The organism is Corynebacterium tardum (assembly GCF_046717785.1).
Lineage (GTDB): Bacteria > Actinomycetota > Actinomycetes > Mycobacteriales > Mycobacteriaceae > Corynebacterium.
In genome coordinates, this window is record NZ_CP177104.1 from 2008358 (window position 1) to 2029945 (window position 21588).

The window sequence follows — 21588 nt, forward strand, 5'->3', positions numbered from 1 at the left end:
TGTTGCAAGAGCTGCCATAGCAATGCAGAACGAAACAATGCCGAAAACCAATAGCCAATGTGCTACCACCAACGAACGCGGACTTCGCGATGTTGGTGGCCGTCCCTCTGCCACAGGCTTCTCACCCCACTTCACCATTTCCTCCAAATTCCCCTGGTGTCGATCACCGTCGCGGAGTCAGGGATATTCTTTTCGGCGCCATAGAATTCATCATGGTCGACCAAAAGCACAACTACACCGGACTGTGCGATGGCTTCGGTAGGTGGTACCAACTCAACATTTTCAAACTGCGCCAAAACTGGCGGCAACGATGAGATGTTGGGTTCGGCGATTCTAACTAGCCGGTTAGGGAATTCTTGAGCTACTCTGTGAGCAATCTCTAGAGCTGGAGACTCTCGGAGGTCATCAATATTTGCCTTAAATGAAAGCCCCAGTAGAGAGATGCTTGCTTCGTCACCACTAACGCCAAGGCCCTTCCGGATCTTTTCCAGGACCCAATCAGGCTTTCCATCATTTACTTCACGTGCGGTTCGGATCAGGTTAGCATTTTTCGGCGAGGCAGCTACGATAAACCAAGGGTCAACTGCGATACAGTGACCACCTACACCCGGACCGGGTTGAAGAATGTTAACCCTTGGATGATGATTCGCTAACTCAATTAGTTCCCATACGTCGATATCGAGTTCATCCGATATAAGGGACAACTCGTTAGCGAAGGCTATATTCACATCCCGAAATGAATTTTCAGTAAGCTTCGCCATCTCGGCAGTTCTCGCATTAGTACGCAAGAGCTGGCCTTTGCAGAATGAAGCGTAAACCTTGCATGCCCTGTCAGTTGCATCTTCATCCATACCACCGATGATTCTATCGTTGGAAACAAGTTCTTCCATAGCCTTTCCAGGCAGAATCCTCTCTGGGCAATGGGCAAATCGCAGTCCCGACGACTGTGCACCCCGACCGGAAAGATCCGGACGAAGTTCGAGAATTCGTTCTGCCATCTTCTCTGTCGTTCCGGGCGGTGACGTCGATTCAAGAACAATCAGTTCATCTCCCTGGAGCTTGGGTGCGATACTCTCCGCCGCTGAGAAAATAAAGCTCATGTCGCAGGTGTGGTCTGCATTGAATGGGGTCGGCACCGCCAAAATATACGTTGAAGCCTCAGGGGCCTCAGTGGTGGCGCGAAAACTACCCGAGTCGATGGCTTGTTTGAGAGCTTCTTCTAGCCCAGTCTCGACTATCGTTACTTCGCCTCGATTGATTCGCTCGACACTTTTTGCGTTGACATCCAGACCAACGACTTGAAGGCCACTATTCGCCATAACAACTGCCGTGGGCAGGCCAATATACCCCAAGCCTACGAAGCAAACCTCTGCTTTAGTCATAACTGCTATATCCCTTTCATTGTTTCGAAAGAACTTCTTCGTATAATAGCGCACCCAGTCGACTACCGAGTTGAGTAGGTCTGAGCACGTCCATTCAAAAAATCAAAAAGTTCTGGTGCCAATAATGGACTGTGGCCGTCTTTCTTTGAATTATAAAAACGCAGACTTGAGTTTGCCGAGATCGTGGCAGCCCCTTGCACACTCCAGAACGCCAAAAGCCCAGAAAGTTGATTCTTAATATCAGTGGAGCTCCGCGCATTTACCACATAATCAAACTCAGGTGCATAAGAAGAACACCGCCAAAGATCGATCAATGATATTCTTTCTCGCCACTCGTCCCGGAATGTAGGCCTATCAGACCACTTTCCATAAACCGCTTGCATTAGCTCTTTAACCTGAGTTCTACCTTCATATTTCAGCCAATCAATCTGGGGATTGTTCGCAATGACTCCGTCGACTTGAACGAATGTTCCGCACGCCAACGCTTGGAAACCACCTCCAGAGGACCCATAGAGCCAGACCGTTCCTTCATCCGGACCCAATTTTCGCTGCATTCGCCAATAGTCGGTGACCGCAGATACGACGGCACTTTGGGCTACTATTCCCCAATGCCCCTTCGACCCTTGCCCCCAACCTAGTGCTAAATTTGGGAAGAGATTCTGCGTTGGGTCCGCGATAGCGCAACAATCATCCTTCAATGATCCCCATAATGTGTGACGCTGGTATACAGGCTTTCCTGCTGCGCGTTGCGGGTCAATAGCTCCATTGAAAAAAATCGTCAGCTTAGGAGAGTCGTTCTCAGTCAGCTGCTTTAAGCCCAGCAGCACGTCAACATTGTACTCAGTCCCAGGAACACAAATCTCCCGCTTCTCTTCCTCCGAATCGCAGTGCAATTTAGAAAGAGCCGCTCTCCTGATTTTCAAATACTCATCAAAATCAGGATCTTTCAACCTCCACTTCACAAGACTCTGGCGAAGCCGCCGTTCCAACCACTCCGCCCTACGGGGGAAATCGACCAGCGAGCTATCCCGATATTTGGTACCAAGCGATTCCAAGTCGAAGTCGACATCAATACTGGCTACCTCAATGCCTCTGTCTCGCAACTTGGAAAGAACCGCAGAATTTGGCCGCTCCGAGCGCCGGACAATAATACACGCTACACCAAAGGCACTATTAAACTCTCTGATTAACCATTCGACTACTTGATTAGCCGAAAATTTCGACGCTGCAAGCCGACCAGAAGCTTCACCCCCTTCCCTATTTCCGGAAATCAAATTCAGAATATACACTGTATCATTCTGAACTCCCCTTTTAGTGATGTGTTGCAGGATAAAGTCTTGCAGTTCTGGAAAGCTTTCCAAACACTTACTGGGATTAATATCGAAATATTCACCGCCAGAATTTGAAACTATATCCTGTAATACTTCATTTTCTCCAAAAGCATTAAGTATTCCGACATTTATTGACTTCATCACACTTTTCCCTCTCTTACCATTTCCTTGCAATTGGACAGTTCATTGAGTAAGCGCTCATACCGACCCGCATTGGATTTCCACGTGTGTTCTTTTGCCCATTGGATCAAATCGTCCTTCAAGTGAGGAGAGTCTAGTTCTAGGCGGATTGCATTTACAAAGTCTGCCAGATCACCGGGCCTAAAGCTTCGCATTAGACCACCCGTAATTTCTTGCAAAGCGGGAAGATCTGACCCTACAACCGGGATCCCCTTAGCCATAGCCTGCAATGGTTTAAGAGGCGTAACGACTCGACACACCTCAATATCTAATCTAGGGACAACAAACAAATCGAGCATTGAATACCAGTGATTTACATCCTCAACGGGCACTCGACCAACGAAGGTGATCCGATCTGAAACCCCTAACCGATCAGCCTCTTCGCGTAAATCTCCAAGCTCCTCGCCATCGCCAACAATGACGCAGTGTATCTCGTCGAGCCGTGCGACAGCCCCAACCAGCAAGTTAAGACCTTCATACCCAACAATAGATGTTATAGTACCGATCGTCGGCTTATCAGGAATCGAGTAGCGTTGCCTTAGAACCTCGGCTTCATCATAATAGAGCAGAAAGTCATCTTCGGTTACGCCATTAGGAATCACTGCAATTCTCCCATTTGGAATCCCCCTATTAATCAGTCTCTCTTTATACACTTTGCTAAGGACTATAACTCGGTCCGCAGCCTTCATCGCCGCGATTTCTTGGTCTCGTAACAAGGAATAAAGCTCGCTCTTCCGAGCATCGGCGTTCCCAGAAAGTTCCTGCTTTGCCGCCCAAGTAGACTCCAATTCGCCTCGGACTTCGTAGATCCATGGCACTCCCAGTTCACTCGCAAGCTTTCGAGCTACCATTGCGTTTTTGAAGTCTGTAGTAGTGACTATCGCCTGGGGGATCTGCCCATTTAACTTACTCAGCACCATTTTGACCGTCGCACTTGTACGCACTTCGAGACTAGGCGACAAACGCCAAGGTATAAGTTGCCTATACTTAATCTCATCTACGGTTACTGTGTCGCTATCGATTCGTTTACCTACTAAAGTTGGGTAGCCGATTCGAGTAAACGCAATTGGGGCTATCCCTTTCAAGGAAATAGCTTGCAAAGTTTTGTGAGACCGAATTGTGTACCCCGATTGAGTATACGGAAGACTATTCGTCAACAAGAACAGGACTCCGTGTCGCTCCTGCGGGTTCGCATTCGCTGAATTTTTACTCTCCAAACTGGGACGGCTAACAGTTTCCTGCAAGAATTCCAGCCTGTCCTTCGCACTCCGTACCTTCCTGGAGTGAAAAAACCGATAGTACGTAGGTTGAGCAGCGAACCAACGAAGACCGTCCGATAGATTGCCCTGTCTAATCTGGCGTTGTCCGATTGGTTCTATCTTACCAATAGCTGTTTCAAGCCTATACAGAAATCTTGCGATAGTTTGACACCCAAATCCCCTAAACCTTAAACTAACTTTTTGTAAGAAATCAACAGGATCTTCGGAGAGTCGCCACACAGAAGAAGATGCTACTAGAGTAATCTGCCTAGCTATTAGAAACCTCACGGTTCGACTTCACCTCTTTCAAAAGATTCGAAATTAGTGAATTAGATATGCGAAAACGTTCGCTTTCAACCCACCTTTGCCCAACATCCGAGACCTGCAGCAAGGACTTATCTTGAGTCAACATTTCCCAAATTGCTGCCAACGCCCCTGGGCACTCCGGAGGGGCAACATGACCTGCATTTAGCTGTTTGATCAACCTGGCTGCTTCACCTTCTACAACGCCTGATATATGAATACCCATTTCCATTAATTCATAAGTTTTCGAAGGAACTGTGCGCCCCAACGGCTCCCAATCGGTTAAGTGCACTAGTGCGGTATCAGCCCAAAGATAGTGTTTCGAGATATCCTCCACCGTGGTTCGCTCGATAAAATCCGCTTTAACATTCTGTTGAGCCGCCAATCGTTTAACGTTCTGCCTCGCCGCACCAGCGCCCACAAACCTTAACGAAACATCAACTCCCCTTTCCCGCGCGATCACGGCGGCGTCAATTACATTCACAAGGTTCTGAGCTCTTCCGATTGTTCCTGCATATAGCACCTTCAACTTCCGGTCAGATGCTGTTGGAGCCCAACCTTCCCGACGCGCATCCCTAACCTCTTTGGCAGGATTGGGGAAAACGTTTCTGACCGTTTCGATGTGCCTCGCTACCTGCCTTCCAGAAAACCGGTCCTTAAACTCTTCCCCAAGGTCGCTTGCAGTTACAATTATCCCGTCCGCGGACTTTAACGCTCTATTCAAGAATCGTTCAACAACGTAGACGACAAGTGTTCTAGGCGAGATACCCCGCACACCAGCACTAAAGAGTTTTTCTTTATAAGACCGTCGATCTAGTCCCATATTCCAGCGAGATGATTGCTGGAGAAGATCAGGCCAAGCATCCCGTAGATCTATTATGTAGGGTATCCTGTACATCAATGCAGCGACCCTTGTTACAAAAGCTGTTGGTAATGCAGGAACGGTTCCAATAATGATTTCCGGACTAAATCGCCTCAACTCCTTTGGGGGGAGCACGAGTACCCTAATCATCCCCAAAGCGACGGTCGCTTGGTTGAGCGCTTTCATCGTTAAAGATCCCTTGAACGGAAAATAGCCTGTCCGGAGAATCTCCTCACCCGAGGGTCCGGCTTTATTCTCCATTGACGGCTTAAACGACTGTTTTGAAAGCCACTCTCTGATCCCCACCTTCCGCTGATAGTTTGCTGGTGGCGCAATTACGAAGACTTCGTCCCCCGATTTCGACATCATTTCGGTCAGCCAGGTCCAACGCCGCTGTGGAACCCCTTGTTCAGGATACCAATACTGCGAGATTACCAACACACGCATACTCGCTTCTTTCTTTAGTACATCGTGCCGTTCCTATCATTTATCTCCGATGAGTCTAGCTGAACGCTCAATCGTAATGCCATCGATACCCTTTATAGTTGCGAAAGTTGTAGGCGTACTTTCACCTATTCAACAGTCGCAACCGAACGGCCACACTTTCAACACTATTATCTCTCTGAACTGCAAATTTGTGTTTATTCCTGACTTCCGTATATAGTAATTCTCGTTGCACAGGGCAAGGTTACTTACCCAGCAGCGTACGCATAGTCCTCCATAGCTCAGTTGGCAGAGCATTCGACTGTTAATCGAAGGGTCACTGGTTCGAGCCCAGTTGGAGGAGCAATTAGCCGCCTTCTTTTAGGGCGGCTTTTACGTTTCCGGGTTGAGGGTCAAATTGGGATAAGGGTCGACCTAAACGACAAAGCGTGTCGTTTGTCTGTGTGTTGAAGGTTGAGGGTCAGAAAGCGCGTCTGAGATCGGGGATTTTTTGGCCCTGGCCTCTAGGTTAGAGTCAAATATACGCTTTGGGAGCGTATACCTGATTTTGGGGGCCGTAAATCCACGGTGTGGCTGACTGCCTGTGACACTCAGCGGTGGTGTGGTGGCCCAATGTCAAGGAATCGGCCACGCTGCCACTACGGTGGCAATACCAAACGCAGCGAAACAACCGGCCGGCATCCCTCGGGATGGCGTCTCAAGGCCTAGCGAAACCCCCAATATAGGCCGCCCGGAATTCCCTGCGCGGCAGTATTTATCCAGCTCGTCGCGTATTACGCTTCTCAGGCAACCCTGGCGTAGCCAGCTTAATATAATGACGCTGTTGCCACACCATGTCCGGGCCTCTGGTGGCTTGTGTTTCCTGGTTGGTTAGGGTTTGTGCTTTGGCGAGTGCGTCCTAGCCCCAGTTTTGCTGCCTGGCGATCTCTACGGGGTCGTCAGGCAGCTGCGTGTGAAGGTAGAGCCACCAGTCGCAGGCGATGCGTTGTTGCTCGTCGCGTAGTCCGCGGTGGGCGTACATTAATTGCTTGATTTGTGAATTCACCCCGCCTTCCAAACTGTTGGTCGTGCGTTCTAAGCGTTGGCCTTCTTTAGCGTGGGTGAGGTAGGCAAAGAGGTGTCCTTGTTGGCTCATTTTCTTTAGCTGCAGGTAGATACCACGGTGAACATCGTGGGTGTACCACCATTTTTTGTTGCCGCGTTTGGCTTTCGGGATCTGCTCGAAGGGGACGTCTTTGACGTACGTTCTGGCTTTGAGCTGGGCGCTAAATACGGTGCCGAACTGGTGTAGCTTGACTGTCCATTCAGCTGCCTTATCCAGGTTGTCAACGGCGAGCAGTTCAAAGGAAAGACGTTGTAGTGCTTTGCCCATCGGCGAGGTGGGGTGAAGGCCTGTGGCGCGCTGTATATTGCGTTTGACGTGGACAATGCAGCGTTGAACCGAGGTATTAGGCCATAGGCGGCGTAGTGCTTTAAGCCCTCCGGAATCCCCATCACAGGTCACTAGTTGTGGTGGAGCTATCTCGTCCAGCAGACGCATATACGACCAAGAGGATTCCTTAGTGCACCAGAACCAGTTGATGACGTGGCTGGAGTCAGCAGCCACGACAAGGCATTTGGTGTTGAAGTAGGTGCCGTCGACGAAGATTTGCTCGTAGATTCGCTGCTAATTAACACGTCCGGGAAGTTGGATAAGCCAGAACGCTGTAAAGCGGCGCTGCAGACTTCGTGATGAAAACTCCACAGTTCTTTGCTGTCTCTGCCAGGCTGCGGCTGGAGATGAGCCACGAGATGGATAGGCGGAACCATTTGGTTGGTACTGGGTCGCCATTGACACGGGTGAAGGTGGCGCTGCAGGTGCGGCATCGCCATCGTTGGCGAACAGTACTTGTTTTCCGTGTTTGGTACACGTGCTGCTACAGACGCGACATCGGGGATGATTGACCTCACATATCCCGTGACCGATTCCTATTAGTCATACGTACTGGCCTTACCGATTCCACTAAGCCAAGTACCACATGTCAAAGATTGACCGGTATAAAACTCGCCTATCGGATAGCAGGAACCTGAGATTGCCCGCAACTGGAAGGAGATCGCCTTCCACGACGGCTGCGAGCCCCTCGAAGAGGGCTCGACGTTCTACACCCTCGACGAGCTGGAGGCCTGCCTGCCGCTGAGGGCAACCTCGGATCACTCCAAGGCACACCTTGAGCAACCGAAGCACCAGCAGGGCTCGGACACCAGCTCCTTGTCCTCCAGCGCCACTATCTGGAGCATCATCGCAGGCCTGCTCGGCGCTATCGCTCTCGCCGCGGGCGTGGTCACCACCTATGAGCCGCAGATTCGGGCTCTGGCTAAGCAGTTCGGCATTCCCCTGCCCTTCTAGCCCCTTCTAACCGGCCTAGGCCGCCGAACCCTGTGCTGTGGCGGCCTAGCGCTTGGTCACGTGCACGTCCACGCCCCCGAAGAGGCTGAAGCAGTTCACCACAATTTCGGGGGCGCTGGTGGGAAGGTCAGCGGGGTCAATCGCGCCGCCTTCGATGTGGATGTCGTGCCCGCCGAAGAGGCCGAAGCCGTCCACGCGAACGCGGAATCCTTCGGGCACCCACACATCTACCCCGCCGAACGCGGCCACAGCCTGGATGGTGGTGATGTTCTCTTTGAGGGTGGCACCGCGCAGGTCCACGTCGGTGCCGCCGAAGACGCCTAGCGTGGTGTGGTGGGAGGCAATCGGGGTGCCGCGGACTGTGGTGCCGCCGAAGAGGCCGACGGAGAGGCTCTGCGCGCCGTGGACGGAGGGATCGACCTGTGCCAGCGAGCGCTGCACCGGTGTTGCTGCCTCCTCGCTGATTTCGGTGGGCTCCTGTGCGGCACGCGGTACCACTTCGGAGGTGCCGAAGAGAATCTTGTCAGGGTCGTCCACCAGGTCCGCGAGGAGGTCAATGAGTTCGCCGCGCGTGGTGGCCGCCGCGCAAGTGGCGGAGCGCTCATCGAATTCTGCAATCTTGAGCTGCCCCACCGACAAGGCATCCTCCAAGACCTGTGAGGCCGTCAGTCGCTGCGTGTCCGTGCACTTAATATCCCGTGTTCCCATGGCCCCTATTCTACGCCACGCGCTGGGGTTTTACACCCAGACTGGACCCCAGACGGGCCCGGACGAGCCGGGGATGTGCCTAAGACTGCTTAGGACTCCGCGGAAGGATCGAAGTCCGGCAGGCGCTCGCCCACGCCGAGCAGTTCGGCGATGGCAGCGACCGCGCGGGCTGCGCCCTTGCCGTCGCCGTAGGGGTTCACGGCGTTGGCCATAGAGTGGTACGCGGCGTCGTCATCAAGCAACAGCTTGGCCTCCGCCACGATGAGGCTGCGGTTGGTGCCCACCAGCTTCACGGTGCCGGCCACGACTGCCTCAGGGCGTTCGGTGTTCTGGCGCATGACCAGAACCGGCTTGCCCAGCGCCGGGGCCTCCTCCTGGACTCCGCCGGAATCGGTGAGGATGATGGTGGCACGGTCTTGCAGCTTGGTGAACTGGTCGTACGGCAGCGGGTCCGTGATGATGACGTTAGGCAGGGACTCGACCTCCGGGAGCACGGCCTCGCGCACCTTGGGGTTCAGGTGCAGCGGCAGCGCAAAGTTGATGTCCGGGTAGTCCTCCGCCAGGTCCTTGACGGCGCCGCCAATTTCCTTCATGGCCTCGAGGTTCTCGCGACGGTGGGTGGTGACCACCACGAGGCGCTTGTCGGAGGCAGCGGCCTCCTGCAATGCGGGATCCTGGAACTCGGTGTCCCAGCTGGCCGCCTCCAGTAGGGCGTCAATGACGGTGTTGCCGGTGACCGCAATGTCCTTAGAGCGCACGTTCTCACGGCGCAAGTTCTCCATCGAGCCGGAGGTCGGCGCCAGGTGCAGCTCCGCGACCTGGCCGATGAGCTTGCGGTTGGCCTCCTCCGGGAACGGCGAGTGGATGTCACCGGTGCGCAGGCCGGCTTCCAGGTGCACAATCTTCACGCCGCGGTGGAAGCCCGCCAGGGCTGCGGCCATTGCGGTGGAGGTATCACCCTGAGAGATGATGACGTCGGGCTCCTCGGCATCGATGATCTCATCCAGACCCATGAGAGCACGAGAGACAATCTCGTTGAGGCCCTGGCCCGGCTTCATCAGGTGCAGGTCCAGCTTCGGCTCAATGCCGAACATGGTGTTGACCTGTTCCAGCATCTCCTTGTGCTGGCCGGTAGAAACGGCCACGGACTCGAAACGGTCATCGTTTTCCAGTGCCTTGATGACCGGGGCCACCTTGATCGCCTCAGGGCGGGTGCCGTACACGGTCATGATCTTTGGCTTAGACATATAATCCTTCGACTTCTAGAAATGAGAGATTGCTCCCAAAGTCTACAGTGCTTGAGATACTTGCACAGTCCCGTTTTCATCCACACTCACCCGCGCCCCCAGCGCCCGCACCAGGTTGATGCGCTGCCAGGAGCCGCTGTTGCCCTGCCAGTCCAGTGGGGTGCCAGGCTGGGTGGCGGTCTGGCGCAGGACCTCGGCGCGCTGCTCGTAGGTGAGCTCCGGGTGGGCGGAGGCGAGCAGGACCGGGGCGGCCTGGGGCACAATCATGGGGGCGTCCGGGTGGTAGACGGTGGCCATGTCATAGTCCGCGAGCGGGGCGTAGCGCTGGGCGGCCTCCTCTGCGGTGGCGTAGGAGGTGCCGGCGGCGGTCTGCTCCGCGGCCAGGGTGGCGATGTCCTTACCGGTGCGCCACTGGATCTCAGCACGGATTTCGGCGGCGGCCTGGTCCAGGGCGTCACGCATGTGCGGGTCGTTGAGACGGTCGGCGGCCGCAGCCAGGCCAGTCATGCGCCCGCCCACGACGTCGAGGGGCGAGTGCACGCCCATGACCACGCGGTGGTTGCCGGCCTCCGCGCCGCGCAGGGCCAACTGTGGGCCAAACTCCGGGAGCATGTATGCCATGAGCGTGGTGACCCACACCGCCTGGTTGGTGTGGCCGGAGGGAAAGGCCGGGGAATCCAGGTAGTAGTCCTTCTTACCGTCGTTGTAGCGGTGGATGCGGTCCGGGGCCTGCTGGAAAGGACGCGCGGCGCGGAAGTAGTACTTCTCCGCAAAGGTAGAGCTGGCTAAGCCCCCGGCGCGCGCCAGGTAGCCGTTGCCCAGCAGGTACTCGGTCTTGGGCAGGCGGTGCTCCGCCAGAGCGTCGCGGAAGGCGCGGCCCATCTCCGGGCCCAGGGCGTCGGAGACGGCCTCCATCACGCCGGCGGTGTCCGCAGCAGCGTCGTGCTGCGCGCGGGCGATAAGCTGCGGATCGCCCGCGGCGGCATTGTTGACCGCCACCGCCTTGTCCAGGTCTTGGGCCATGAGGTCGGGGCGCTTCTTGACGTCGTCGTATAGCCGCACCACTTCCCAGTACACGCCGCACTGGTAGGAGGAGACATCGGAAGGAAAGCCGGCGATGTAGTCCGTGGTAAACGGGGTGGGCTGCGGGGCGCCGGCGTGCTGCTGCGGGGCGTCACCAATGCTGGAGCCGGTCATGGGCTCCACTAGGGCTGGGACGGTGAAGGGAAGCTCGGCCGCGTGTGCCGTCGCCAAGCTGGGCATGACCGTGGGGGCGCACAGTAGGGAGGTGCTGAGTGCCCCCAGTGCCGCGGAGAGGGTGAGTCTCCGGGCACGGGCGGAATCGAGGAGGGAATGAAGCATAAAGTAGGTCTTACACAACCTAAGTGGCCGGCGGGTTACAGCGCGGTAAACGCTAGTCCTCCGCAGTGACAACGTCACTGGAATCCCCGGAGGCCAGCGCGCGGGCCTCCCCCGGCGCCAGGCTGGCAGTGAGCAGTGCCGCCATGGCCACGGCCGCCGGCACCGCGTGAGAAAGCTTCGAAGTATCCACATACTTAACCTAACGTGACACACGCCTCAGCGGAAGTGCTTCGGCCACATTCGGTTGCCTCTCCCCGCCTGCCCTGTGCAGGCGCGTGAAAGACAGGTAGGGTGTGTGGGAGTGTTGTACGCGTTGCGCCGGCGCCACATGCCGGCTGTGAGAAGGGGATGACGGGTTACCCATGTACCAGTTTGTTATCGGTGCCGCCGCCGGATACGTCTTTGGAACCAAGGCCGGGCGCAAGCGCTACCACCAGATCAAGGGCGCCTACGAAAAGGCCGTGAATTCCCCCGTGACAAAGGCCGCGGTGAAGTCCGCGCGCAAGGCCGTGGCCAACCGCTTGGACCCGGAGCCGCGGATGCGCGAGCTCAAGGATTACAACAAGGGATACCGCAGCAAGCGCGGCTCCCGAGGTAATGGTGACGTGCAGGCGGACCGCATCTACGAGCCGGACGAGGATTAGAGCCCTCGCTGGGGCGTGAGTTTTCGGAGTTATCGGGGCCCGCGGAAGGCGCGGTCGTTGAGCTCGCGGCGGGCCTGCTCCAGGGCCACGAGGTCGGCGAAGAGTGAGTTATAGGACTCTTCGTCGTCGGAGGGGCGCATACGGCCCAGCTGCGCCTTGAGCTGCGCTACCTGGTCCCCCACGCGGGTTTCCTGCAGGCGGGAGAGCACCGAATCGGCGTAGGCCTCTAAGTCGGTGGCGGGGTTGCCGCTCTCCCCTAGCTTGATGGGCTCCACGGCGAGCTCAGAAACGAAGTTGCGGGCGGTGAGATCCAGCATCTCGCCTGCCACCGCAGCCAGCCACTCCACCTCCGGCATGGCCGCGCCGGCCGTCACCCCGCCCAGGGTGGCGATGGCACGGCGGACAGTGCGGTAGGCCTCGTTGGAATAGGCGTCCTCCGGAATACCGTCGAAGTAGCTGCCCGCCACCTGCGGGTACTGCAGGGCCAGCTTGAGGGCCTCGCGCTGCGGCCACAGGTGCGGCTCCCGCGGGCCCGGGATGTGCATCACCGGGGCGTTAGCCTGCGCGGGCGCGGAGGTCTCCTGCACGCTGGCAAAGCGCGGGCGCTCCTGCTTCTTGGGCTTTTTGGCCTCCTGGCGGACCTGGTAGAGCACCTCTTCCGGGTCGGGCCAGCCCACCCAGCCGGCCAAGCGGCGGGCGTATTCGCGCTGCAGCGGCTGGTCCCGGATCTGGGCCACCACCGGCACCGCGCGGCGCAGGGCCTGCAGGCGCCCCTCGGCCGAGTCGATGCTGAAATCAGAGATGACGGAGCGGATGACGAACTCGAACATGGGGATGCGGTCCGCCACCAGGTCCCGCACCGCGGCGTCCCCGCGCTCCAGGCGGAGATCGCACGGATCCATGCCGTCGGGCGCAACGGAGACGAAGGACTGGCCGGTGAACTTCTGCTCGCCCTCGAAGGCGCGCATCGCGGCTTTCTGACCGGCCTCGTCGCCGTCGAAGGTGTAGATGAGCTCGCCGTGGAAATAGGAATCATCCAGCATGAGGCGCCGCAGCACCTGCAGGTGGTCCCCGCCGAATGCCGTGCCGCACGACGCCACCGCGGTCTTCACCCCCGCCGCGTACATGGCCATGACATCCGTGTAGCCCTCCACCACCACGGCCTGGTGCTGGTCCGCGATGTTGCGCTTGGCCAGATCCAGGCCGAAGAGCACCTTGGACTTGTGATAAAGCATGGTCTCGGGCGTGTTCATGTACTTGCCCAACTTGTCATCGTCGAAAAGCTTGCGCGCACCAAAGCCGATGACGTTGCCGGACAAGTCCTTAATCGGCCACAGCAGGCGCCGGTGGAAGCGATCGATGGGGCCGCGCTTGCCCATCTTGGAAATGCCGGCGGCCTCCAGCTCCTCAAAGGAAAAGCCCAGGCGCAGCAGGTGTTTCGTGGCGGTGTCCCAGCCCTCGGGGGCGTAGCCACACTCAAAGTCGTAGATGATCTCCTTGGAGAAGCCGCGGTCCAGCAGGAACTCACGGCCAGCGGCGGCCTGCGGGGTCTCCAGCTGCTGGCGGTAGAACTCGTGCGCGGCCTTGTTGGCGGCGATGAGGCGCCGGCGGGTGCCCGGCTTTTCATCGCGTGCTCCCGTGCTGCCGCCCTGGTAGTTGATGTGGTACCCAATCTTCTGGGCCACCGCCTCCACGGCCTCCGGGAAGGAGACCTGCTCCATCTCCATGAGGAAGCTAAACACGTCCCCGCCCTTGCCGGTGGAGAAGCAGTGATAGTAGCCGCGCTGCGGGCGCACGTGGAAGGACGGGGTCTTCTCATCCTTGAACGGGCTTAAGCCCTTGAGCGAGTCATAGCCGGCGGGCTTGAGCTGCACGTACTCGCCCACAATTTCTTCCAAAGGCGCGCGTTCACGGATTGCCTGGATGTCGCTCTCCGGAATTCTGCCTCGTGCCATGCGTACAGACTACCCCGCCCGCCGGACACTCAGGTACCCACTCTCGGGGTTGGACCATTCCCCGGTAACAACACCCTGCTGACGTGGGTTTTTTATTTCACAGTACGGGCGGACGGGATTTTCATTTCCGTCCCCATACCTGCAATGATGTAAGGCATGGCCAAGTCTTCGCCCACAAGGAAGTCGCTGCCGGCACTCATCGGCGGCGCCGTTCTCGTCCTCGTCGCCGGCTACTTCGGCATCGACTTAGGCGGTGGCTCGGGGGACCAGGGGGACGTCGACAAGCGCGGCAATCCCGACTCCCTGTCCACCTGCACCATGGACTCCCTGCCCCGGGAGGCTGCGGATACGACGGCGGACATCCTGGCGGGCGGACCGTACGAGTACCCGGACAATGACAACGCCCGCTTTGGCAACTACGAGGGCCGGCTACCACAGGAGTCCCGCGACTATTACCGCGAGTACACCGTGGATACCCCGGGGCTGGACCACCGCGGCGCCAAGCGGATTATCACCGGCGGCGGCAGCGAGACCGACCCCGATGTCTGGTACTACACCGACGATCACTACGAGAGTTTCTGCAGCATCCCCGATGCCGAGCAGAAGGCGAAGAAGGCGGAGAGCTAACACATGGAACGCATTTTGATCACGGAAGAGATCCGCACCCGCGAGGACTTCTTCGGCGCATTAGGCCGCCTGCACGGCTGCGACGTGTCCGCGCCGCGCAACCTGGATGACCTGGCGGACTTCCTGCGCCAGGAGCACATCCGGACCATTGTGGCCTCCAACATGGAGCTGGCGGTGGAAGACTACACACGCATCTTTACCGTCTTGCAGGACCAAGGCGTGCGCCTGGCCCGCTAGTTTAAGAAGCCGAAGAGCTCTGCGCTGCGCTGGGCCAGGCGCTCCAGGCGGGACTCCGTCATGGACGCGATCTGGTCGATGATGGCGCGGTCCCGCTCTAGGTCCGTCTCCGCCTGGGTCCACCACAGGGCGAAGGTGGCATCCAGGGAGCCCGGCGCGCCGGCCACCAGGTAGTCGTAGACGCGGTAGATGCGCTCGCGCTGGCGGTCCTGGCGGGCCAAGTGGGCGGGCTCGTCCATGACGTAGAGAACCGCGATGGCCTTGAGCAGCGTCACCTCCGCCACCGCGCCCGGCGGCACCACCAGGTCGCCGTGCATGCGGCCCAGCGCCCCTGTATTGGCCGCGCGGGTAGCGGTGACGGTGGCGCCCACGTAGCGTCCGACGAGCTCCGAGGTCATCTTCTTCAAGTTGGCGTAGTCCCGCAGCGAGTAGTCGAAGCTGCCGATGGCATTAATGACATCCAGCTGGCGCAGGCGGTCCGCGGCCTCCAGCAGCTCGTCGGCCGTGCCGCCAAAGGCCTTCGCGCCCTTGTCCGCCAGCTGGGCCAGCTCCACCAGATCCCACAGCACGCCTAGTGAAATGCGGCGGGAGATGATGCCATCCTCCACGTCGTGCACGGAGTAGGCAATGTCGTCCGACCAATCCATGACCTGCGCCTCCATGGACTTGCGGTCGTCGTCGTGGCCCTGGCGCAGCCACGCCAAGAGGTCGGCGTCCTCGTCGTAGGCGCCGTACTTGCGGTTCGTGCTGCCATCCGGATTAGTTTTGCTCCAGGGGTATTTGCAGGCGGCGTCCAGCGAGGCGCGGGTAAGGTTCAGGCCAAAGCTCTCCAGGCCGCGTGGGGTTTCCAGGAGGACCTTGGGTTCCAGCTTGGCCAGGATACGTAAGGTCTGAGCATTGCCCTCGAAGCCGCCGAGGGCCACCTCGTTGAGGGCATTCTCGCCGTTGTGGCCATAGGGCGGGTGGCCAATGTCATGGGTCAGCCCTGCCATGTCGCACAGGTCTGGGTCGAGGCCCAGCCCGGAGCCAATACTGCGGGCAATCTGGCTGACCTCCAGGGAGTGGGTCAGGCGGGTACGCGGGGTATCGCCATCGCGGGGGCCAACCACCTGAGTTTTATCCGCCAAGCGGCGCAGGGCCGCCGAGTGCAGGACGCGGGCGCGGTCTCGGGAGAACGCGCCGCGGTGTTCCTCGGTGGGGTTTAGTGCCGAGCCTTTGGGGCTCTCGGCGGCCAGGCGGGCGACGTCATCGGCGGAATAGGTGTAGCTCACAGGGCTTTAGTTTAGGCGCTGTCCTTGCCGTGCTGGGGCTGCCTCGCGCCAATCACGCGGTGGCGCAGGGCCTGGTTGGGGCGAATGATGCGCTCGATGCGGTAAAAGGCCCGCCGCAGGCCCGCGGAACGCTCCTCCCCCACCGCGGTGCGCAGGGCAAGGTAGATAAGCCCGCCGGTCTCGTGGGCCAGGTAGCGCCACCACGGGATGGAGAAGCGCGGGGAAGGATAATACGGCGTGCCGAGGACGGTAGCTTTGATTCCCTCCTGGCGGGCGATGAGAAAGGTGCGCAGGCGGTGGAGCGGATCGGTGATGATGACCGCCTCGGTCACGCCGAGCTTCTCGCGTGCAGCGGCGAGGGAGCTGCGGGTATCCATGCCTTCTTCGAGGGCTTGTACGTTAAGGGGGACATCGGAAAGCATCTGCTTCGCCACCCCCGCCTCGGTGAACCTATCCCCGGGAAGGTTGCCGCCCACGGTGATGATCGGCAGGTTGTGGGCGGTGGCGTACTCGGCGGCACAGCGCACACGTCCAGCCAGGATGCGGGAGGGGCGGCCGTCATACTGCGCGGCGCCTAAGACAATTACGTATTTCACTGCCTTACCACCATAGCGCCGGGGAGGTATCGTGGTGCGCATGACTACTGCTGCTCGAATTGGCCGCGCGGCGCTCGCCGCACTCGTCTTGGGCTGTGCCACGGCTGGGCCCGCCATGGCTACTGAACTCGTTGTTGCCGCACCGGAAGCGGCCTCCCTCACGGACAAGGTCACGGATGAGGCTGGAGTGCTCTCCAGCTCGGAGAAGTCCGAGTTGGAAGACAAGATCGTGGCCCTGCAGCAGGAGCACCACGTGGTGATTTTCGTGGTCTTTGCGTCCTCCCTGCCGGAGGGCGCGGAGAGCTACGCGGGTGACATCGTTCAGGCGAAGGGGCCGAATTCCGCGGCGTACGTGGTGGGCGTGGAGGATTCCACTGTCGGTGTGCAGACCGGTAATGACTGGCCTCGCGGGCGCCTGGATGTCATGTATGACGCGGCGTACGGCAAGCTTGCTGGCGGCAAGGAGTACGGGGCTTCGGCCCTAGCGCTTGTCGACGCTGCCGCGACCGGTTCCTCCGGCTCCTCGGGCTCTTCCGGTTCCTCTGATTCTGCCGGGTCTGGCGGCTCCGATGGCTCCGGCGGCCTGTGGTTGGCTGGCGGCGCAGGTGCCCTCGTGCTGGCCGGTGGCGGCATCGCGGCTGCAAGCCGGCGCAAGACCAAGAAGGACTCGGCGGCCACCTTGGAATCCGCTCGCCAGATTGAGCCGGGCAATACCTCACAGCTGGACCGGCTGGATATGGCGACGCTCTCCCAGCTGGCGCAGGAAGAGTTGGTCTCTACTGACGAGTCCATTCGCCGCGGCAAGGAAGAGCTCGATATCGCAGTCGCCGAGTTCGGCCCGGAGCGCACCCGCCCGTTTAGCCGCGCCATGAGCCACTCCATGCTGACCCTGCAGAAAGCCTTCCAGCTGCAGCAGCAACTCGATGACAACCTGCCCACCTCCCAGGGCGAGCGCCGGCAGATGCTGGTGGAGATTATTTCCTCTTGTGGCCAGGCTGACGATGCCCTCGACGCGCAGGCAGCGGACTTCGCCCAGATGCGTGACCTGCTCATTAATGCCGGATCCAAGCTCGATGAGCTCACGCGCCGCACGGTGGATCTGCGAGGCCGCCTGCCGCAGGCTAGTGCAACGTTGTCGTCCCTTCGCGGGTCCTATTCGGAAGAGGCGCTCTCCTCCATCGCGGATAACCCAGAGATGGCGGAAGTCTCCCTCACCGAGGCCGAAAAACTCCTCGACCGCGGCCGCGAGCTTCAGTCCAAACCGGCCGGCCAGCAAGGACCGTTGGTCGGTATTATTCGCGATTGCGAACACGCCCTCGAGGTCTCCGACCGCCTCCTCACCGGCGTAGAGAACGCCGAGACCTCCATCGCCTCAGCCAAGGCAAACCTGCAGGCGCTCATTGAGGAAGTCGAGGGAGAAATCACCGAAGCCCATCAGCTGGAACAACAGGGCAAGGCCCAGGGCTCGCCTGCCGATTGGTCCGCGCTGGAGGACTTGCTCTCCACGGCGCGAGCCGCCGTAGACCAGGCTCGCAGCAACGGTCAGGCTGACCCGCTGGGCCAGTACACCGCCCTGACGGCAATCGATACCAAACTCGACGAGCAACTCGACACCGTCCGCGAGACCAATTCCACTCGTGAGCGCCAGCTCTCCCTTTACCGCCAGCAGATGGCTTCCGCGGAATCCTCCATCCAGGCAGCTGAGGACCTGCTCTCCTCCCGCGGGCGCGTCGTCGGTTCTGAAGCGCGCGTGGCTCTGGCTGATGCCACCCGCCTCCACGCCCAAGCCCAGAGCGCCGCCTCCACGGACCTGCGCGCGGCCCTCACATTCTCCCGCGATGCTGCCGCTGCCGCGCAGACCTCCCTTAACCGAGCCAAGAGCGATCTGGATGCTTACCGCCGCCAGCAGCAGCGCCGCCAAGCCAATGACGTTGCGAGCAACGTCCTCACCGGCATGGTCTTGGGCCAAGTCCTCGGCGGCGGCTCCCGCGGCCACGGCGGTGGTTTCGGCGGGGGCTTCGGTGGCGGCTTCGGCGGCGGAGGCTTCTCCGGCGGCGGTGGCGGCGGTTTCCGCGGCGGCTCCTTCTAGCGCGGCCGCCTCCACCTAGCGGCTCGGCCCTGGCCCCAGCCGCGGCTTTCAGCACAGGTCCGAGCCCGGCCCCCCTGCGCTGGCACAGGCCCCGACGCTTACTCCTCAGGCCACAGCGAACAATTGGCATGTCTCTAACGGCATCCGCTAGAAGGCGTTTTCACAGCTAAAAACGCCTTTTACGACCTCTACATGGCGTTTTCAGGCCCAAAGATGCCTTTTAGCTCATGCCTTTTGCTAGGTGCCTTTTAAGACCCGCCATCAACCAGAACATGCCATCAACCACGTGCCTTTTGCCAGGTGCATCACCCGATCGCCTTCAGTCTGCTGAGCAGATTGAGGGACCATGCGGCAGCGAATCTGCGCATGGGGAATTAGGTGCGCAGGGGGCGGGTTGCGCCGTCGATGAGAAGGCAGCAGTAGCTGGTTAAGACGGCGTCCGTGAGGGGTAGTTTGCCTACGGCTACCTCAAGGTCGCGGCCGCGCGGAGAGGTGCGGACGACCTCGGTGCCGGTGGCGTCGAGGATGCGGCGCTCGCGGCGGAAAGGGTTGGTGCGCACGAGCAGGTACTCGCGGTCCTGGCAGGTGGCGCGCAGCTTGTTCACGGTAAAGGTGGCCTGCTCGGCGGAGAATTCGGGGCCCTGCACGCTAAACCGGCGAGCCCCCGGGGTGTGGTCGAAGGTGAGGGCGGTGCCCGCGGAGTCGGAGACGAGCAAGCCCGTCGGGGTCACGCGGGCGATGGTTTCACCCGTAGAGCCCACCAGCGTTTCACCGCGCCACACCCAGCGCTGCATCTACATCAACACCGTGACGATGGCAACGATGGTCATGAGCAGCAGCGTGGCGATGATGGGAATCGCGGTGCGCTGGGTGCGCGCTTCCAAGATGATGCGCGTAAACCAGCTCAAGCCGGCGACTTCCCGGTCATCAAGATCGCCGGAATCGGAGCTATGCTCGCCCTCGAATTCGAGGATGGCCTTGCGCACGCCGGAGTTCTTGGAGGAGAACTGGGCCACCTTGTAGCCCTCAACGTCCTCCACAATCCAGTCGCCGCCGGCCTCGTTGATGAAGGCGAACGTGCGCCCGTCTAGGGAGGCCTCCAGGCGCTTATCACGCTTGACGTTCCCGGCCAGGCGGTAGACGCGGTCATCCTCCAGGGTGATGGACGCACCCAAATCGTCGAGAGCCAAGCGCCAGTGGTCGCCCTCCACATCGGCGGAGCGCTCCTGGAACATGCCCAGGGAGGCCGGCCCCTCCTCTACGAGGAGGACGGGGTTCTTCGCGTCGGTGCGGTCCCAGCTGGTGTAGTGCATTAGCAGCCGATCAGTCGGGCAGCCAGGTACGCCTCAAGCTCGTCCAGCTTGACGCGCTCCTGCTCCATGGAGTCGCGCTCACGGACGGTGACGGCGTTGTCCTCCAGCGTGTCGAAGTCGAAGGTCACGCAGAACGGCGTGCCGATCTCGTCCTGGCGACGGTAGCGGCGGCCGATAGCACCGGAAACGTCGAAGTCCACGTTCCAGTGCGCGCGCAGCGTGTTCGCCAGCTCACGGGCCGGGGTGGACAGCTCTTCCTTCTTGGACAGCGGCAGCACGGCTACCTTGATCGGGGACAGGCGGCGGTCCAGGCGCAGGACCACGCGCTTGTCGGTGCCGCCCTTGGCGTTCGGAGCCTCTTCCTCGTCGTAGGCGTCCACCAGGAAGGCCATCATGGATCGTCCCAGGCCGGCGGCCGGCTCGATGACGTACGGGGTCCAGCGCTCGCCGGCCTCCTGGTCAAAGTAGGACAGGTCCTCTCCCGAGCCCTTGGCGTGCACGGACAGGTCGTAGTCGGTGCGGTTGGCCACGCCTTCCAGCTCGCCCCACTTGGAGCCCTTGAAGCCGAAGGCGTACTCCACGTCCACGGTGCGCTTGGAGTAGTGGGACAGCTTCTCCTTCGGGTGCTCGTAGAGGCGCAGGTTCTCTTCCTTGATGCCCAGGTCGATGTACCAGTTGTAGCGGTCATCAATCCAGTACTGGTGCCACTCTTCGTGCTCGCCCGGCTTGACGAAGAACTCCATCTCCATCTGCTCGAACTCGCGGGTGCGGAAGATGAAGTTGCCCGGGGTGATCTCATTGCGGAAGGACTTACCAATGTTGGCGATGCCAAACGGCGGCTTCATGCGCGAGGAGGTCATGACGTTCTTGAAGTTCACGAAGATGCCCTGGGCGGTCTCCGGGCGCAGGTAGTGCAGACCCTGCTCGTCATCGACCGGGCCCAGGTAGGTCTTGAGCAGGCCGGAGAAGGCCTTCGGCTCGGTCCAGTCACCCGGCTGGCCGGTCTCCGGATCGTTGATGTCCGCCAGACCGTTGGCCGGCTCGTGGCCGTGCTTTTCCTCGTAGGCCTCGAGGAGGTGGTCGGCGCGGTAGCGCTTACCGGTGTGGCGGGATTCCACCAGCGGGTCGGTGAAGACCTCGACGTGACCGGAGGAGACCCACACCTGGCGCGGCTGGATCACGGATGTATCGACACCCACGACGTCCTCGCGGGACTGCACCATGTGGCGCCACCACTGGCGCTTGATGTTCTCCTTGAGCTCGACACCGAGGGGGCCATAGTCCCACGCGGAGCGGGAGCCGCCATAAATTTCACCTGCCTGGTAGACCAAGCCGCGGCGCTTGCACAGGCTAACAACGGTATCGATGACGGATGCCATGGTAAAAGGGACT

The 21588-nt window shown here is 59.7% G+C and carries 20 protein-coding genes and 1 tRNA gene; 6 read left to right on the forward strand and 15 right to left on the reverse strand.

All coding sequences use genetic code 11. The annotated features are described in order from the left end of the window. Positions 1–131: 131 nt before the first annotated feature. From wecC to ACLI1P_RS09720, 4 genes are all read right to left on the reverse strand, one after another. The gene (gene wecC / locus ACLI1P_RS09705; protein ID WP_411708728.1) at positions 132–1382 is read right to left on the reverse strand and encodes a UDP-N-acetyl-D-mannosamine dehydrogenase; all 1251 of its coding nucleotides are present in this window, start codon (positions 1380–1382) and stop codon (positions 132–134) included. A gap of 62 nt (positions 1383–1444) precedes the next feature. Then, positions 1445–2857 (reverse strand): alpha/beta hydrolase family protein, encoded by a 1413-nt coding sequence (locus ACLI1P_RS09710; protein ID WP_411708729.1) that lies wholly within the window; start codon positions 2855–2857, stop codon positions 1445–1447. Then, positions 2854–4392, reverse strand: a complete 1539-nt coding sequence (locus ACLI1P_RS09715; RefSeq protein WP_411708730.1) for a glycosyltransferase family 4 protein — start codon at positions 4390–4392, stop codon at positions 2854–2856. The genes ACLI1P_RS09710 and ACLI1P_RS09715 overlap by 4 nt, the downstream gene beginning before the upstream one ends. A 28-nt stretch (positions 4393–4420) precedes the next feature. Next, a complete protein-coding gene (locus ACLI1P_RS09720; protein ID WP_411708731.1) occupies positions 4421–5764 on the reverse strand; it encodes a glycosyltransferase family 4 protein in 1344 nt (447 codons plus the stop codon). A gap of 267 nt (positions 5765–6031) precedes the next feature. On the opposite strand from ACLI1P_RS09720, the gene ACLI1P_RS09725 reads away from it, so the two are divergent. Next, positions 6032–6104, forward strand: a tRNA-Asn gene (locus ACLI1P_RS09725). Positions 6105–6659: 555 nt separating this feature from the next. Here ACLI1P_RS09725 and ACLI1P_RS09730 read toward each other — a convergent pair. Next, positions 6660–7367 carry a transposase gene (locus ACLI1P_RS09730; protein WP_411708732.1) on the reverse strand — a complete coding sequence of 236 codons (708 nt, stop codon included), beginning with the start codon at positions 7365–7367 and terminating at the stop codon, positions 6660–6662. 642 nt (positions 7368–8009) lie between these two features. Here ACLI1P_RS09730 and ACLI1P_RS09735 point away from each other — a divergent pair. Beyond that, complete coding sequence (locus tag ACLI1P_RS09735) at positions 8010–8147, forward strand: hypothetical protein (RefSeq protein WP_411708733.1); 138 nt, start codon at positions 8010–8012, stop codon at positions 8145–8147. A gap of 45 nt (positions 8148–8192) precedes the next feature. On the opposite strand, the gene ACLI1P_RS09740 is transcribed toward ACLI1P_RS09735, so the two are convergent. The 4 genes from ACLI1P_RS09740 to ACLI1P_RS09755 form a co-directional block, all read right to left on the reverse strand. Continuing rightward, positions 8193–8855: a DUF1707 domain-containing protein gene (locus ACLI1P_RS09740; RefSeq protein WP_411708734.1), complete on the reverse strand. Its 663-nt coding sequence runs from the start codon at positions 8853–8855 to the stop codon at positions 8193–8195. Between the two features lie 89 nt (positions 8856–8944). Further along, complete coding sequence (wecB, locus tag ACLI1P_RS09745; RefSeq protein ID WP_411708735.1) at positions 8945–10102, reverse strand: non-hydrolyzing UDP-N-acetylglucosamine 2-epimerase; 1158 nt, start codon at positions 10100–10102, stop codon at positions 8945–8947. 42 nt (positions 10103–10144) lie between these two features. Continuing rightward, positions 10145–11365, reverse strand: a complete 1221-nt coding sequence (locus ACLI1P_RS09750) for an acid phosphatase (protein ID WP_411709716.1) — start codon at positions 11363–11365, stop codon at positions 10145–10147. A gap of 151 nt (positions 11366–11516) precedes the next feature. Beyond that, positions 11517–11654, reverse strand: a complete 138-nt coding sequence (locus ACLI1P_RS09755) for a hypothetical protein (RefSeq protein WP_408930840.1) — start codon at positions 11652–11654, stop codon at positions 11517–11519. Positions 11655–11826: 172 nt separating this feature from the next. Between ACLI1P_RS09755 and ACLI1P_RS09760 the strand changes: the two genes are divergently transcribed. Then, complete coding sequence (locus ACLI1P_RS09760) at positions 11827–12108, forward strand: hypothetical protein (RefSeq protein ID WP_411708736.1); 282 nt, start codon at positions 11827–11829, stop codon at positions 12106–12108. Between the two features lie 29 nt (positions 12109–12137). On the opposite strand, the gene dnaG is transcribed toward ACLI1P_RS09760, so the two are convergent. Next, positions 12138–14063 carry a DNA primase gene (dnaG, locus tag ACLI1P_RS09765; protein ID WP_411708737.1) on the reverse strand — a complete coding sequence of 642 codons (1926 nt, stop codon included), beginning with the start codon at positions 14061–14063 and terminating at the stop codon, positions 12138–12140. A 156-nt stretch (positions 14064–14219) separates the two neighbouring features. On the opposite strand from dnaG, the gene ACLI1P_RS09770 reads away from it, so the two are divergent. Next, positions 14220–14690, forward strand: a complete 471-nt coding sequence (locus ACLI1P_RS09770; protein WP_411708738.1) for a ribonuclease domain-containing protein — start codon at positions 14220–14222, stop codon at positions 14688–14690. A gap of 3 nt (positions 14691–14693) precedes the next feature. Next, complete coding sequence (locus ACLI1P_RS09775) at positions 14694–14927, forward strand: hypothetical protein (RefSeq protein ID WP_411708739.1); 234 nt, start codon at positions 14694–14696, stop codon at positions 14925–14927. Here the strand turns inward: ACLI1P_RS09775 and ACLI1P_RS09780 are convergent. Together ACLI1P_RS09780 and ACLI1P_RS09785 are read right to left on the reverse strand one after the other, a co-directional pair. Beyond that, positions 14924–16198, reverse strand: a complete 1275-nt coding sequence (locus tag ACLI1P_RS09780; RefSeq protein ID WP_411708740.1) for a deoxyguanosinetriphosphate triphosphohydrolase — start codon at positions 16196–16198, stop codon at positions 14924–14926. The genes ACLI1P_RS09775 and ACLI1P_RS09780 overlap by 4 nt on opposite strands. A gap of 11 nt (positions 16199–16209) precedes the next feature. Then, positions 16210–16794: a YdcF family protein gene (locus ACLI1P_RS09785; protein ID WP_296134270.1), complete on the reverse strand. Its 585-nt coding sequence runs from the start codon at positions 16792–16794 to the stop codon at positions 16210–16212. Positions 16795–16834: 40 nt separating this feature from the next. On the opposite strand from ACLI1P_RS09785, the gene ACLI1P_RS09790 reads away from it, so the two are divergent. Further along, positions 16835–18883, forward strand: a complete 2049-nt coding sequence (locus ACLI1P_RS09790) for a TPM domain-containing protein (protein WP_411708741.1) — start codon at positions 16835–16837, stop codon at positions 18881–18883. A gap of 374 nt (positions 18884–19257) precedes the next feature. On the opposite strand, the gene ACLI1P_RS09795 is transcribed toward ACLI1P_RS09790, so the two are convergent. Genes ACLI1P_RS09795 through ACLI1P_RS09805 form a run of 3 tightly spaced genes read right to left on the reverse strand, consistent with a single transcriptional unit; the run spans position 19258 to position 21575 of the window. Next, on the reverse strand, positions 19258–19677 hold the full coding sequence (locus ACLI1P_RS09795; protein ID WP_411708742.1) for a hypothetical protein: 420 nt from the start codon (positions 19675–19677) through the stop codon (positions 19258–19260). After that, positions 19678–20196, reverse strand: coding sequence for a hypothetical protein (locus tag ACLI1P_RS09800; protein ID WP_296134274.1), 519 nt, complete (start codon positions 20194–20196; stop codon positions 19678–19680). After that, on the reverse strand, positions 20196–21575 hold the full coding sequence (locus ACLI1P_RS09805; protein WP_411708743.1) for a glycine--tRNA ligase: 1380 nt from the start codon (positions 21573–21575) through the stop codon (positions 20196–20198). Before ACLI1P_RS09805 ends, ACLI1P_RS09800 begins: the two co-directional genes overlap by 1 nt. Positions 21576–21588: the final 13 nt, after the last annotated feature.

Bases quoted from the DNA above. Each gene is read 5' to 3' on its own strand.
- wecB (WP_411708735.1), bottom strand. From the start codon at position 10,102: ATGTCTAAGCCAAAGATCATGACCGTGTACGGCACCCGCCCTGAGGCG.
- dnaG (WP_411708737.1), bottom strand. From the start codon at position 14,063: ATGGCACGAGGCAGAATTCCGGAGAGCGACATCCAGGCAATCCGTGAA.
- ACLI1P_RS09795 (WP_411708742.1), bottom strand. From the start codon at position 19,677: ATGCAGCGCTGGGTGTGGCGCGGTGAAACGCTGGTGGGCTCTACGGGT.
- ACLI1P_RS09800 (WP_296134274.1), bottom strand. From the start codon at position 20,196: ATGCACTACACCAGCTGGGACCGCACCGACGCGAAGAACCCCGTCCTC.
- ACLI1P_RS09770 (WP_411708738.1), top strand. From the start codon at position 14,220: ATGGCCAAGTCTTCGCCCACAAGGAAGTCGCTGCCGGCACTCATCGGC.
- ACLI1P_RS09740 (WP_411708734.1), bottom strand. From the start codon at position 8,855: ATGGGAACACGGGATATTAAGTGCACGGACACGCAGCGACTGACGGCC.
- ACLI1P_RS09720 (WP_411708731.1), bottom strand. From the start codon at position 5,764: ATGCGTGTGTTGGTAATCTCGCAGTATTGGTATCCTGAACAAGGGGTT.
- ACLI1P_RS09760 (WP_411708736.1), top strand. From the start codon at position 11,827: ATGTACCAGTTTGTTATCGGTGCCGCCGCCGGATACGTCTTTGGAACC.
- ACLI1P_RS09805 (WP_411708743.1), bottom strand. From the start codon at position 21,575: ATGGCATCCGTCATCGATACCGTTGTTAGCCTGTGCAAGCGCCGCGGC.
- ACLI1P_RS09790 (WP_411708741.1), top strand. From the start codon at position 16,835: ATGACTACTGCTGCTCGAATTGGCCGCGCGGCGCTCGCCGCACTCGTC.
- wecC (WP_411708728.1), bottom strand. From the start codon at position 1,382: ATGACTAAAGCAGAGGTTTGCTTCGTAGGCTTGGGGTATATTGGCCTG.
- ACLI1P_RS09750 (WP_411709716.1), bottom strand. From the start codon at position 11,365: ATGCCCAGCTTGGCGACGGCACACGCGGCCGAGCTTCCCTTCACCGTC.
- ACLI1P_RS09775 (WP_411708739.1), top strand. From the start codon at position 14,694: ATGGAACGCATTTTGATCACGGAAGAGATCCGCACCCGCGAGGACTTC.